Annotated in this window: 14 protein-coding genes; 10 read left to right on the plus strand and 4 right to left on the minus strand. The window is 62.7% G+C overall.

The features are described 5' to 3' along the window. The 6 genes from B3V69_RS16380 to B3V69_RS16395 all read left to right on the plus strand — a co-directional run. Positions 1-995 (plus strand): GSU2403 family nucleotidyltransferase fold protein (locus B3V69_RS16380; RefSeq protein WP_349679225.1); only part of this gene is annotated, 995 nt, incomplete at its 5' end. Between the two features lie 48 nt (positions 996-1043). After that, complete coding sequence (locus B3V69_RS20830) at positions 1044-1277, plus strand: hypothetical protein (RefSeq protein WP_414707558.1); 234 nt, start codon at positions 1044-1046, stop codon at positions 1275-1277. A 51-nt stretch (positions 1278-1328) separates the two neighbouring features. Next, positions 1329-1553 carry a hypothetical protein gene (locus tag B3V69_RS20835; protein ID WP_414707559.1) on the plus strand — a complete coding sequence of 75 codons (225 nt, stop codon included), beginning with the start codon at positions 1329-1331 and terminating at the stop codon, positions 1551-1553. 81 nt (positions 1554-1634) lie between these two features. Then, positions 1635-1958: a hypothetical protein gene (locus tag B3V69_RS20840; protein WP_414707560.1), complete on the plus strand. Its 324-nt coding sequence runs from the start codon at positions 1635-1637 to the stop codon at positions 1956-1958. Between the two features lie 60 nt (positions 1959-2018). Beyond that, complete coding sequence (locus B3V69_RS16390; RefSeq protein WP_296448075.1) at positions 2019-2585, plus strand: methylated-DNA--[protein]-cysteine S-methyltransferase; 567 nt, start codon at positions 2019-2021, stop codon at positions 2583-2585. A 59-nt stretch (positions 2586-2644) separates the two neighbouring features. Further along, a complete protein-coding gene (locus B3V69_RS16395) occupies positions 2645-3817 on the plus strand; it encodes an AraC family transcriptional regulator (protein WP_296448076.1) in 1173 nt (390 codons plus the stop codon). 45 nt (positions 3818-3862) lie between these two features. On the opposite strand, the gene B3V69_RS16400 is transcribed toward B3V69_RS16395, so the two are convergent. Continuing rightward, positions 3863-4294, minus strand: a complete 432-nt coding sequence (locus B3V69_RS16400; protein ID WP_296448077.1) for a VOC family protein — start codon at positions 4292-4294, stop codon at positions 3863-3865. Between the two features lie 348 nt (positions 4295-4642). On the opposite strand from B3V69_RS16400, the gene B3V69_RS16405 reads away from it, so the two are divergent. The 3 genes from B3V69_RS16405 (at position 4643) to B3V69_RS16415 (ending at position 7585) form a co-directional block, all read left to right on the plus strand. Beyond that, positions 4643-5104: an SRPBCC family protein gene (locus B3V69_RS16405; protein ID WP_296448078.1), complete on the plus strand. Its 462-nt coding sequence runs from the start codon at positions 4643-4645 to the stop codon at positions 5102-5104. Positions 5105-5355: 251 nt separating this feature from the next. Further along, positions 5356-6465 (plus strand): 6-phosphofructokinase, encoded by a 1110-nt coding sequence (locus B3V69_RS16410; RefSeq protein WP_296448079.1) that lies wholly within the window; start codon positions 5356-5358, stop codon positions 6463-6465. 142 nt (positions 6466-6607) lie between these two features. Continuing rightward, positions 6608-7585, plus strand: a complete 978-nt coding sequence (locus tag B3V69_RS16415; RefSeq protein WP_296448080.1) for a zinc-binding dehydrogenase — start codon at positions 6608-6610, stop codon at positions 7583-7585. A gap of 4 nt (positions 7586-7589) precedes the next feature. Here B3V69_RS16415 and B3V69_RS16420 read toward each other — a convergent pair whose 3' ends face one another. Together B3V69_RS16420 and B3V69_RS16425 are read right to left on the minus strand one after the other, a co-directional pair. After that, positions 7590-9029: a S1 family peptidase gene (locus B3V69_RS16420; protein ID WP_296448081.1), complete on the minus strand. Its 1440-nt coding sequence runs from the start codon at positions 9027-9029 to the stop codon at positions 7590-7592. After that, complete coding sequence (locus B3V69_RS16425) at positions 9014-9679, minus strand: hypothetical protein (protein ID WP_296448082.1); 666 nt, start codon at positions 9677-9679, stop codon at positions 9014-9016. The genes B3V69_RS16420 and B3V69_RS16425 overlap by 16 nt, the downstream gene beginning before the upstream one ends. Before the next feature lie 194 nt (positions 9680-9873). Here B3V69_RS16425 and B3V69_RS16430 point away from each other — a divergent pair, with 194 nt between their 5' ends. Next, positions 9874-11022 (plus strand): alpha-hydroxy acid oxidase, encoded by a 1149-nt coding sequence (locus tag B3V69_RS16430; RefSeq protein WP_296448083.1) that lies wholly within the window; start codon positions 9874-9876, stop codon positions 11020-11022. Between the two features lie 58 nt (positions 11023-11080). On the opposite strand, the gene B3V69_RS16435 is transcribed toward B3V69_RS16430, so the two are convergent. After that, positions 11081-12385: a methyl-accepting chemotaxis protein gene (locus B3V69_RS16435; protein ID WP_422662611.1), complete on the minus strand. Its 1305-nt coding sequence runs from the start codon at positions 12383-12385 to the stop codon at positions 11081-11083. Between the last annotated feature and the right edge of the window lie 223 nt (positions 12386-12608).

Here is a 12608-nt window from a genome sequence, read left to right on the forward strand (position 1 = left end):
AAAATAGCTATGAAAATCTTGCTTTCGTCGAGTTAACCGAAGCCCAAACACGTCAATACATTGACGCCGAAGCCTCCTGGCGAGCTTTGGAAGATGCCCAAACGGCAGCGGCTGAGGTTCGAGGCTCCATGATGTGGCGCATGCAGACTGGGCGTCGCTACCTGATCCGCGTAGCGGCCTTTGGCGCACAAACTTCACTGGGACCGCACTCACCGGAGAACGAGCAGATCTATGAACGCTTCATGGCACGCAAAGTGGCCGTGCAAGCGCGCCAAAAGCAATTGCGCCAGACCGTTGCGCAGCACATACGGGTGAATCGCGCACTGCGAGTGGGGCGGGTACCCAATGTGGTGGTGAATACGCTCAATGCACTGGCCGATGCAGGTCTGCAACAGCATTTTCTAACTGTAGGCACCCATGCGCTGTATGCCTATGAAACAGCCTGCGGTGTGCGCGTGCAAACCGAGGCCACCGCCACGCAAGATATCGACTTGTTACTGGACACCCGCAAGTACCTCAGTTTCGCCACCACCCTGCAGCGTCTGGACACATCGCTTCTGGGAATCTTCCAGAAGGTGGACAAAACCTTTGTCTTGCGTGATGACCAAAAATACACAGCAGTCAATGCAGCGGGTTTTGAAATTGATGTCATCCGCCGCGCCGCGCACAGCGCCGCGGGCACCGACCCACATCCATTGCGAGTCTCCAAATTTGAAGAAGATTTTTGGGCAGTGCAGGTGCCCAGCGGCCAAGCGATGCTGGACGGCGGGCGGTTTACCCAAGTGGTGGTGGCCACCAACGGCAGTATGGCCACCATGTATGCACCATCGCCGGAAAGTTTCGTGCGCATTAAAACAGCCTTGAGTCAACGCCATGACCGCGACCCGCTCAAAAGTCGCAAAGACCTTTTGCAAGCCCAAGTGGTGAGGAAGTTGTTGGACGAGTATGGGCTGAGCCATGTGGTCAAAGCACAGTCTCAATCGAAGTCTGCGTGATGAGGGCGGCATCACACGCGCGTGCATTAGCTATATTTTTATAGCGTATTGCGCTCATTCTGCGGGGGCTACAGCCTGGCATTGGGCAGCGCCGAGGTGTCGCTGCTCAACCTCACCAACGCCTACCGCGCCTTGGGCAACGGCGGCCGCTACAGCCCCACCACCCTGACTGTTCGACCTGCAACATCAACCGTTCGCCCGACCAGCGTTTCCGCTCGTGCCGCCGCATCAATCGTTCGCCCCGAGCAAAAATCCGTTCGCCCTGAGCTTGGCCTGTCCTGAGCTTGACGAAGGGTCGAAGGGCCTGCCATCGACCCGCGCGCCACCTTCATCGTGAGCGACGTGCTGGCCACGCGCTTCTGGACCGCCGTCAAAACCGGCACCAGCAAAGACATGCGCGACAACTGGGCGCTGGGCTACTCGCAGGCCTACACCGTGGGCGTGTGGGTCGGCAACGCCAGCGGCGCGCCGATCTGGGCGGCGGTGCAGTTTGCAGCAGCCGACATGAAGGCCCGCGCCGCAGCACCGCTTGAAGCGGCACGCATGGAGTCGTTCTAAATGGGCACGCAGCAGACCACATTCGCTATTAATTCAGGAGCTACTTGCGCACAGTATTCGGGGGCTGGAGGCCTAAAAGGCTTGAAACTCTCAAGCAAACAAGCGGCCCGCATCACCTCTCCCACCACCGGCACCATCATCGCCCTGGACCCCGACATTCCACCCAATCGGCAGCGCGTGGGCTACTTGTTTTTGGAGGCGTTGAGTGGGTTCTCATCGCCTTCATCCTTCTGTATCTTTTTGCACTTCGCATGTGTTCCGTTGCGCAATGGATGGACAGAATTTCTCTGCTTTATGGCGAGGCGCTCGCATCCAAGAAGGATCAATAACGCCGGACATGAACTGGAACTTACGCGCTGGCCACCGAGTGGATCCTATCGTCAGTCGGCGACAGAGGCGGGCTAAGGCGACCATCTTGAGTCGCTACTCGCCCCAGCAGGCCACCGGATTACCATCCCCCCAATCATGCCAACCCAAGCCTACGCCCTCTTCGCCACCCCCATCGGCCACTGCGGCATCGCCTGGAGCGAGCGCGGACTGACCGGGGTGCAACTGCCCGAGCAGGACGAGGCCGCCACCCGCGCCCGCATGGCCCGCCGCTTTCCGCAGTGCGGCGAAGGCATGGCGCCACCCCAGGTGCAAGAGGCCATCCGCGCTGTGGTGGCCTTGCTCAGTGGCGCGCCCCGGGCGCCAGTGGACTTGTCCAACGTGGTGCTCGACATGGACGGTGTGCCGCCGTTTCATCAGCGGGTGTACGAACTGGCGCGCCGCCTTGCGCCGGGTGAGACCGTCACCTACGGCGAGCTGGCGCGCCGCTTAAGCGACCCCGGCGCGGCACGCGCCGTCGGGCAGGCGCTGGGCGCCAACCCGTTTGCGCCGGTGGTGCCCTGTCACCGTGTGCTTGCCGCCGATGGGCGCGCGGGTGGCTTTTCCGCCAATGGTGGCGTCACGACCAAGCTGCGCTTGCTGCTGATCGAGCGTGCCCGCTTCAACGGGCCGGGTTTGTTTGACGACCCGGTGGCTGCGCGGTGATTTGACAGTGGCCGGCGCACGCCTGCTATCGTCTGAACTTTCCTCACCCATCAATCCGGATGCTTGACTCTCTGCCCCTCCTTGCCCTCTTGGACGTCGCCATGCGCGGCGCGCTGATCGCCTTGTTGATTTTGCTGGCCGTGGTGATGCACCGGGACCACCCGCGCTCTGCGCCGGCGCGAGTGGGCGTTGCCATGTGCCTGTGCTTGTGCGTTCAGATGGTTGGCTCAACACCGCTGTTCGAATCGCTGGTGCCACGCCTTTGGCAAGTGCCGCTCGTCGCCGTGTCGGTGGGCAATGCGGTGCTGTTCTGGCTGTTCGTGCAAGCGCTGTTTGACGACGAATTTTCGCTGCGGCCCTTGCATGCAGTGGCCTGGGTTTCGGTCGCCGCCTTGAGTGGATTGAACTGCGCGATGGTCGCCAACAGCGCATCCGTGCTGGCGCCGGTAACGATGGGCCTGCAGCGGGGGGTGCCGCTGCTGTTCGCCGGGCTGGCCGCAATGGCCGCGGCCAAGCACTGGCGCTCGGATTTGGTGGAGGAGCGCCGTCGGCTGCGCGCATTCATTGTGGTGACCGGCATTGCCTATACGCTGGCATCGCTGGTCGCGCGGCTGGGATCGCCACAAGGTCGGCTGTTGGGCCTGACGGCCACGCTCGACGTGGTGGTCTTGCTGGTCATCGTGGTCGTGGTGGCGTCCCGCATGCTGCACCTGAGCAGCTCCCATCTATTTCCATCGACACAGCAGTCCGCCGGGGCCACCTACCCGGTCTACCCGATCCCGGCGAGCCCGCCAGCTGCCACCGATCCAACAGCGGCATCGGCGAGCGATTCGGCGCCGCCGCAAGCACGGGCCGAAGCGCTGGCGCCACCGGACCCGGTCGAAGACCGTCTGGCCCAGGCCTTGCAGCGCCTGATGGTCGAACAACGCGCCTACCGCAGCGACGACCTGAGCCTGACCAGCCTTGCCGCTCGACTGGCCGTGCCGGAGTACCGGCTGCGCCGGCTGATCAACCAGCGGCTGGGTTACCGCAACTTCAACGCCTTCATCAACGGGTTCCGACTTGACGAGGTGCGCGCAGCACTGACCGACCCGGCCCGGCGCGAACTGCCGGTGCTGACCATCGCCCTGGACTCGGGCTTTCAGTCCATCGGCCCGTTCAATCGGGCGTTCAAGGCGGCGACCGGTCTCACACCCACCGAGTTTCGCAAAGAGAATCTGGCCAATTCCTGAAATCGACCAGCCGAAGGCTGCGGCTTGCAGTCTTCGGCAAGACAGCTACCAGTGGTCGTGCCGATCTCTGCGCTCTTGACGAAAATTCGTGACCTCAAGCCGAATGCCATCCGGATCAGAAAAGTAGGTTGCGCAGTAGTCTGCGGCGTATTCAGGGTAGAGCTTGGCGGGCGTTGCGGCGATGCCGGCGGCAATCAGGGTTTGGGCAAGCGCAAAGACGTCCTCAATGGCGTCAACGCGCAAGCAGAAATGGTGAAGTCCTGGGGCATATGAATCGTGGCTTGCACTATGGCGCGCCGGGCGCAGCACAAAGCCAAAGTGACGATTGAAGTATTGAATGTGGGGATCTCCACCCAATGCAAACTTGCTTTTCCGAAAGCCAAGCGCATTCAACAGCACCTGATCGTAAAACACTTCAGACCGCTCCAGGTCAGAAACGGTCAGGTAGATGTGGTCGATTCCCGTTATTTCAGCCATCGTTGAACTCTTGCTTGCTGATCATTCGTTTCGCCATCTTTCCACAACCGCCCCATCAAGCCAGTCTGCCCGCGCAGTCGCTGCGTTGAGGTACCCCATGTCAGCTGAATTTGCTATTAACTTAGGAGCTTCTCACGCATATTTCACGGGGGCTGGAGGCCAATTTTTCAATATTTCTGGCGATGCGTGCAGCGCCATCCCTGGCTGGCGCCATGGCGGTTCATGTGTTACAGCCCCGTGCAGCCGATCGAAAGAAGCTGTCGCACAGCTGCGGTCATAGGAAAGCACATGCAATTCAAAGGTCGCATTTAGCGTCCGGCGAACTATAGTGCAAGCTGGAGGTGGCTTATGAGCTTGTTAACTGATCGCATTGAGAGAGAGATTGTGCTCAAGGCGCCGGGCTCCAGGGTCTGGCGCGCGCTATCGAATGCCGGGGAATTCGGCGACTGGTTCGGGGTGGCGCTCAAAGGAAAGACCTTTGAGGCGGGTCAGCGTGTGCAGGGGCAGATGACCCATCCCGGTTACGAACACCTGGGCTGGGAGGTGGTGATCGAACGCATGGAGCCAGAACGATTGCTGTCCTTTCGCTGGCATCCCTATGCCGTTGATCCCGCCGTTGATTATTCGAACGAGCCGACCACGCTGGTCGAATTCGAGCTGAAGACCGTCGCGGATGGCACGGTGCTGAGCGTCGTTGAATCCGGCTTTGACAGTGTGCCGCCGATGCGTCGCCTGGAAGCCTTTCGCATGAACAGCGGGGGCTGGGACGAGCAGATGGAAAACATCAAGAAACATGTCACCGCGCCCTAGCACGCCTACCGGGAAGCTGCCACTGAAGAACGCTTCGCTGGGAAATGCTGCGTTGATCTTCGCGGCGCTCGGCGATGAGACGCGCCTGTGCCCAGTCAGATGGACGCGGCGCGGCGTACCCTCGACGTGATCGCGCAACAGTGGGATCATGCACTTGGCCAAGCAAAGACGGCCGTGGCGCTTGAATGAAAAATCGTATGAGGCCTACGAAAAAGAGCACTCCAAACAAAAGAATTGAGGCCTGACTCCCTATGAAAAAACCCATTCGACGCATCGCCCTCTCTATCGGCGGGGGCGATGCGCCCGGCCTCAATGCGGTGATCCGGGCGGCGGTCACGGCCGCAGCCAACCGGGGCTGGGAGTGTGTCGGCATCCGGGACGGCTTCAATGGCATCTTGCAGCCCACGCATTACCCCAAGGGCGGTGTGGTGCTGCTCACGCGCGATCAGGTGCGCGGCATTGCTCACCTGGGCGGCACCATCCTGGGCACCACCAACAAGGGCAACCCGTTTCACTTTCCCACGCTCAATGCCGACGGCACGGTGAACGACACCGATCGCTCCGATGAGTTGCTGGCCTACTTCAAGCGCGAGGGCATCGACGCCCTGATCTCGGTCGGCGGCGATGGCTCACTCACCATTGCCAACGAGTTGCATCGCAAAGGCCTGCGCGTGGTGGGCGTGCCCAAGACCATCGACAACGACCTGGACAAGACCTTCACCACCTTTGGTTTTGACACCGCCGTGTCATTCGCCACCGAGTGCCTGGACCGCCTGCACAGCACGGCCGAGAGCCATCACCGGGTGATGGTGGTGGAAGTGATGGGGCGCTATGCGGGCTGGATCGCGCTGCATGCGGGCATCTCGGGCGGGGCGCACGCCATTCTCATCCCCGAGATCGCGTTTGATCTGGACCAGGTGGCCGCCAAAATTCGTGAACGCGACGCCGAGGGGCGCATGTATTCCCTGGTCATGGTGGCCGAAGGGGCGCTGCCACTGCATGGCCAGCGCGCGGTGCTGGCACCGGCCGAAATCGGGCACGCCGAGCGTCTGGGTGGCATTGGCGAGCACGTCACCCGCGAGCTGGCCCAACGTACCGGCAAAGACGCGCGGGTCGTGGTGCTGGGTCATTTGCTGCGCGGCGGCAGCCCGACTTCGTTTGACCGGCTCGCCGCCTTGCGTTTTGGCAGCGCCGCCGTGCGCGCGCTCGAAGCTGGCCTGTCGGGCGTGATGGTCGCACTGGCGTTTCCCAATGTGAACTATGTCAATCTGGAAGAAGTGGCCGGACGCATGAAGGCCGTGCCGCTAGACTGCGACACGCTGCAGACCGGGCGCGATCTGGGCGTGTGCTTCGGCGACTGAAGCTCGGCGGTTGGGGGCCGTTTTTGCAACGTCAACCAGCCCTCAGGACACGAGACGCGCAGATGACTCGGGCCTGAGCAAGGACATGGGAGTCATGTTCCAATGGCTCCGCAAACCCACCTTTCTATCCTTGGAGAACCCTATGCGCAGTGTCGTTTTTGAATCCTTTGGTGACCCGTCCGTCGTGCTGACCCTGGCCGATCGGCCCCTGCCCGAGCCAGCGGCCGGCCAGGTGCGGGTGCGCATGACCATGTCACCCATCCACAACCACGACCTCGCCATCATCCGCGGCGTCTACGGCTACAAGCCGCCCCTGCCGGCGGTGCCGGGTACCGAAGCCGTCGGTGTGGTCGATGCGCTGGGCGAAGGTGTATCGCACTTGAGCAAAGGCCAGCGCGTCATGATGGCCGGGGCCACGGCGACCTGGGCGGAATACTTCCTGGCCCCTGCGGCGAAGCTGATTCCCGTGCCCGATGCGGTGCCCGATGCGCTGGCCTGCCAGCTGATCGCGATGCCGCTGTCCGCCACCATGTTGCTGGAAGACCTGGCTCTCAAGCCCGGTGAATGGATGGCACAAAACACCGCCAATGGCGCCGTCGGAAAAACCGTGGCCATGCTGGCGCAAGCGCGCGGTGTCAATGTCGTGAACCTGGTGCGCCGCGACGCCGGCGTGGCGGAACTCGAAGCGCTGGGCATCCGCCACGGCGTCTCGACCGAGCAGCCCGGCTGGGAAGCCCGCGTGAAGGAAATCACCGGTGGCGTGCCCATCATCCGCGCCGTGGACTCGATTGGCGGTGATGCCGCCAACCAGATCATGAATGTGCTGGCCGTGGGGGCGACGCTGGTGTCCTTCGGCGCGATGTCCGGCAAACCGCTGGTGATCGGGGCCGACAACCTGATTTTCAAACAGGCCACCGTCCGGGGTTTCTGGGGTTCCAAGCGAACCGAGACCACGCCACCAGCAGACTTGGGTCGCATGATTGGCGATCTGATCCGGCTCGCCGCCAGCGGTGAACTGCGTCTGCCGGTCGAGGCCTCCTTCGATCTGGCGCAAGCGGCGCAGGCCGCCGCCGCCAGTGCCGTGCCGGGGCGCGCGGGCAAGATCACGCTCACCGCTTGATCCCTTAAAACTGAAGCTGGGGAAAGCTGGAGAATTGCACCCCGAGCACCATTTGGGCCCAAATTCTGCGGGAGCGCTGCACTGCGGCGCAGCGCCCGTCAGCCAGGCCTTGCGCACACGCGGCTTCCAGGTTGAAGGTCGCGACGCTGGCGTCGTTGTTCACCGCGGCGACCCCCAGCAGGCTGCGGCCGTTGCTGGCCAGCGTTTCGAAGTAATACTTGTCAGGCAGTGGCACGCCACCCTGGTACACGCTGCGCAGAATGGCCTTGCGGTTGATGGTGACGCCGAAGCGGGTCATCGGCTGCAAGTAGCTCCAGGCCGGGTCCAGCGCCGCCACCGCGTTGCCACCGTATGCCACCAGTTGCTGCTCGAACGCAAGCGCCTGCATTTGCGACTCCACCGGGCTGGCAAGTGCCTTGATCTGGATCTTCATCGACATCCGGCGATCGCCCGTGCTCACCACGATGAAACTACCCTGGGAAGCAAGCCGCGCGCCTTCGGGCACCACCACGGTCGCGCCGGAGGCGGCATCCTGGTAGACGTCGTAGCGGAAAGAGTTCGGATTGAATGCCTGGAAAAACCGGGTGAGCTGGGTCAGCCCGAGCTGGTCATCCGCGGTGGCCGTCAACTGCTGGTAAGTGCGGCTTCGCACTTTCGTCAAACCGAAGCGGCCAAAGGTTTGAGTGGGCTCGACACCGGCCTGCAAATCAGCCGCAAACAGCTCGGCGACGCGCGGCGCGCCCGGCACCTTGCTGACGGTCGACTGGGCCAGGCGTTGCAGCTGGCTGGCGGGGATGCCCCAACTGATGCCGATGGCGCCTTCCTCCAGCCCCCCGTCGACGATGCCGACGACGCGCCCCTCGTTGTCAATGATCGGGGCGCCGGACAGGCCGGGCACCAGATTGCCTTCCAGGTTGAGGATCTCGATGCTGGTGCTCGGGTAGTCGGTTATCTGGCGTAGCACTTTCGGCGGAAGAATAGTACGCAACTGGTTGCCGCCAAAGCGGACCTTCACCCCGGTGTTGCTGTAACCGGCGATGTTGAGCGGAAAGCCCAGGGCGTCCAGCGATTGGTTGACGCTCGGTGCCGTCGTGTTGAGCGCCAGCGGCTTGCGGGCTTGCGGCGTCAGCAGCCGCAGCAATACCAGGTCAGACTCCTTCAGCACCTTTTCCACCACGGCGGCGGTAGACGCCACGATGCGTCCGTCAGACCCGACATAGTGCGCGGTGATGCGCTGCTTGCCGTCCACCACGTGCAGGGAAGTGACGGCGTGCGACGCGTCATGCCACAGGAAACCCGAGGCCGCATTGTTGTCGGCCTCGATCTTGATGAGCGATTCACTGGTGCGCCGAAACACCTCCGCGATCTGCGCCGCGGCTGGACCGGGCAGGCACAACAGCGCAGCCGCTGAAGCGGCCAGCAGCGCCGTCAACGCCCGACGCATAGCGCCTCCACGACCGAGCGCAACAAGGCCATCCGCGCTTTCTCGTCGGCCAGCTGCTGGTTGATGGCGGTGGCAATGCGCAGCAGCACGGGTTTGTCCATCGCCTGGTAGGCTGCCATGGCCGCTGCCATGTCCTTGTAGCGGTCAACGCTCAGGCGCTCGCAGCTGTCGGTGCTGTCGGCGAACAGCGTCGTGTTGCGCAGCATCGTAGCGGCATCGGAGACCTTGGCCTCTTGCGCCGACTTGGCCACGGGCGAGCCCGCGTCCAGCGTGTGCAGCACCGCCAGCTTTCGAGCCTCCTGCGGGCTGAAACCAAGCGCCTTCAACTCGTCGACCTGTTGCAGCAGCGTGGGCGGGGGCGGCGACAGCGCATTGTGCGTGCGCAGGTAAATGCCGCCCAACAAACTCAACACGCAGGTAAAACCGAACACGCCGGAACGTAGCGCGGCCAGCTTTCTTTGCGCCGCGCTGACGGGTTCGGCGGGCGCGTCGGCCGCCTCCTTGGCGTGGACGCGAATGCCGACCAGCGAGGCCAGCAGCGCCGCCAGTGCGCCTACGACCAAGCCGACGACGGGCGACGAGGACAGCCCCAGCAGCAGGCCCAACAGCAAGCCTGTGCCTGCGCCAGAAAAAATCTGTAGTGCCACCATCGTATGACTCCCAGTGCGACCTGGGCCACTTTTACCAGAGGGTGATTCAAATGACAAGCTGCGCTCGCGGGGCTTGATACCCGATAGCCGCCGCGCTGAGCCGGCACGGAAATTATTTCAACCCGGCGCGCCTCGTTTTCAAACCACCGGATTAACTCGGCCGTTACCATTGATCCCAACAACAGGAGACCTCCATGCCCGTGATCACCAACATCGAAGATCTGCGCGTTCTGGCGCAAAAACGCGTACCTCGCATGTTCTACGATTACACCGACTCCGGCTCATGGACTGAAAGCACCTACCGCGCCAATGAGGCTGATTTCCAGAGCATCAAGCTGCGCCAGCGCGTGGCGATCAACATGGAGAATCGGAGCACGGCCAGCACCATGGTGGGGCAGCCGGTGGCCATGCCGGTGGCGATTGCCCCGACCGGTCTGACCGGCATGCAACATGCCGACGGCGAAATTCTGACGGCCCGCGCAGCCAAGAAATTCGGCATTCCCTTCACGCTCTCGACCATGAGCATTTGCTCGATCGAAGACGTGGCCCAGGAAACGGGCGGCCACCCTTTCTGGTTTCAGCTCTATGTGATGAAAGACCGCGACTACATCGAGCGCCTGATTGACCGCGCCAAAGCCGCCAACTGCTCGGCACTGGTGTTGACGCTGGACTTGCAAATCATCGGCCAGCGCCACAAGGACCTGAAAAACGGCCTGAGCGCACCGCCCAAGCTCACCGTGACGAACATCATCAACATGATGACCAAGGTGCGCTGGGGCCTGGGCATGCTGGGCACCAAACGCCATGGCTTTGGCAACATCGTGGGCCATGTCAAGGGCGTGGAGAGCATGGGCTCACTCTCGGAGTGGACCGCCAGGCAGTTCGACCCGACGCTGAACTGGGGCGACGTGGAGTGGATCAAGAAACGCTGGGGCGGCAAGCTCATTCTCAAAGGTATTCAGGATGTGGAGGACGCCAAAATCGCAGTCAACTCAGGCGCGGATGCCCTTATCGTCTCGAACCACGGCGGGCGCCAGCTCGACGGCGCCGAATCCTCCATCCGCGCCCTGCCGCAAATCGTGGACGCGGTGGGCAAAGAGATCGAGGTGCATATGGACGGCGGCATTCGCTCGGGCCAGGACGTGCTCAAGGCACGCGCCCTGGGCGCGCAAGGCACCTACATTGGCCGCGCCTTCCTGTACGGGCTGGGCGCCATGGGCGAGCAAGGCGTGGACAAGGTCCTCGAAATCATCCACAAAGAGCTGGACCTGACCATGGCCTTCTGCGGCCACACCAACATCAAGACCGTGGACAAAGGCATTTTGTTGCCGGGGACATTCTGATACCTTGCGGGACAGACCGCAGCGACACGAAGTGCGCCAGCTCTGTCCCCAACTGATATCAGCTGTTGCCAAGGCGGCGCTGGTCGCGCTTGGCAAAGGATGGCGTCTTCGGTTTGTTGGCGCGCACCGCCGCCACCTGCGCCACCGGGCGGTGGTCCTGACCAGCCCCGAGCTTGAAGACCGCGACCGACTGCACCAGTTCCTGCGCCTGGCCGCTTAGGCTGCCCGCGGCGGCGGCCATTTGTTCGACCAGCGCGGCATTCTGCTGGGTCGCCTGGTCCATTTGCGTCACGGCCTCGCCTACCTGCCCCACCGCTGCGGACTGCTCGCTGCTGGCGGCGTTGATTTCACCCATGATGTCCGTCACACGCTGAATCGAACCTACCACTTCTCTCATGGTGGCGCCAGCCTGATCCACCAGGGCGCTGCCCTGCTCCACGCGTTCCACGCTGGCGTTGATCAGGTTCTTGATTTCCTTCGCTGCGTCGGCACTGCGACCGGCCAGCGACCGCACTTCGCTGGCCACCACGGCGAAGCCGCGACCTTGCTCGCCCGCACGGGCGGCCTCGACCGCAGCGTTCAGCGCCAGGATGTTGGTCTGGAAGGCAATGCCGTCAATGACTTGAATAATGTCGGATATCTTGCGCGAGCTGTCGTTGATGCCCTTCATGGTTTCCACCACCTGGCTCACCACTTCGCCACCCCTGACCGCGACGGTAGAAGCACTCACAGCCAGTTGATTGGCCTGGCGCGCGCTGTCGGCATTTTGTTTGACCGTGGCGCCGAGCTGCTCCATGGAGGCAGCGGTTTCTTCCAGCGCGCTGGCCTGGCTTTCAGTGCGCGCCGATAAGTCGTTATTGCCTTGGGCAATTTCGGCGCTCGCCGTGGCAACGCCTTCCGCGCCGTGCCGCACATTGGAGACAACCTGGGCCAAGCTGCTCTGCATCGCGCCAAGGTGCGCCATCAAGCTGCTGCTGTCGCCCACGCCGACATGAACCGTTTGTGTGAAATCACCTTGCGCCACGGCGCGCGCCAGATCAGCCGCCGCCTGCGGCTCGCCACCGAGTTCCTTTAACAAACTGCGCGTGATCGCCCATCCGATCAGCACCGCCAGCAGCAGCGAAACCAGGCCCAAGCCAAGCAGGGTGGTGCGCGCTTGCGAATAGGTAGCGTCGGCTGTCTTGGCGGTCGAGTTGATAAGCTCCACTTGAAGCTCAATCAGCGCCGTCGTCGCAACTTTGTAGGTCGCCAGAACAGGACGCAACTCCAGACTCAGATAGGTTTTGGCCTCTTCCCGCTTGTCGGCCATGATGAGCGCAATGAGCGCCTCCTGCCCCGCGATGTATTTGACCCGTTGATCCATCACCTGTTGCAGCAACTCCCGGTCTTTGGGCAGGGTCAGCGTGCGCTTCAGCAACTCGANNTGCGCCACGGCGCGCGCCAGATCGGCCGCCGCCTGGGGCTCGCCACCGAGTTCCCTTAACAAACTGCGTGTGATCGCCCATCCGATCACCACCGCCAGCAGCAGCGAGACCAGGCCCAGGCCAACCAGGGTCGTGCGAGCCTGCGCATAGGTCTCGTCTGCC

Source organism: Rhodoferax sp. UBA5149, from assembly GCF_002413825.1.
Taxonomy (GTDB): Bacteria; Pseudomonadota; Gammaproteobacteria; order Burkholderiales; family Burkholderiaceae_C; genus Rhodoferax.

Bases quoted from the DNA above. Each gene is read 5' to 3' on its own strand.
- B3V69_RS16400 (WP_296448077.1), bottom strand. From the start codon at position 4,294: ATGGCTGAAATAACGGGAATCGACCACATCTACCTGACCGTTTCTGAC.
- B3V69_RS16395 (WP_296448076.1), top strand. From the start codon at position 2,645: ATGCTTGACTCTCTGCCCCTCCTTGCCCTCTTGGACGTCGCCATGCGC.
- B3V69_RS16430 (WP_296448083.1), top strand. From the start codon at position 9,874: ATGCCCGTGATCACCAACATCGAAGATCTGCGCGTTCTGGCGCAAAAA.
- B3V69_RS16425 (WP_296448082.1), bottom strand. From the start codon at position 9,679: ATGGTGGCACTACAGATTTTTTCTGGCGCAGGCACAGGCTTGCTGTTG.
- B3V69_RS16410 (WP_296448079.1), top strand. From the start codon at position 5,356: ATGAAAAAACCCATTCGACGCATCGCCCTCTCTATCGGCGGGGGCGAT.
- B3V69_RS16390 (WP_296448075.1), top strand. From the start codon at position 2,019: ATGCCAACCCAAGCCTACGCCCTCTTCGCCACCCCCATCGGCCACTGC.
- B3V69_RS16415 (WP_296448080.1), top strand. From the start codon at position 6,608: ATGCGCAGTGTCGTTTTTGAATCCTTTGGTGACCCGTCCGTCGTGCTG.
- B3V69_RS16420 (WP_296448081.1), bottom strand. From the start codon at position 9,029: ATGCGTCGGGCGTTGACGGCGCTGCTGGCCGCTTCAGCGGCTGCGCTG.
- B3V69_RS16435 (WP_422662611.1), bottom strand. From the start codon at position 12,385: ATGGATCAACGGGTCAAATACATCGCGGGGCAGGAGGCGCTCATTGCG.
- B3V69_RS16405 (WP_296448078.1), top strand. From the start codon at position 4,643: ATGAGCTTGTTAACTGATCGCATTGAGAGAGAGATTGTGCTCAAGGCG.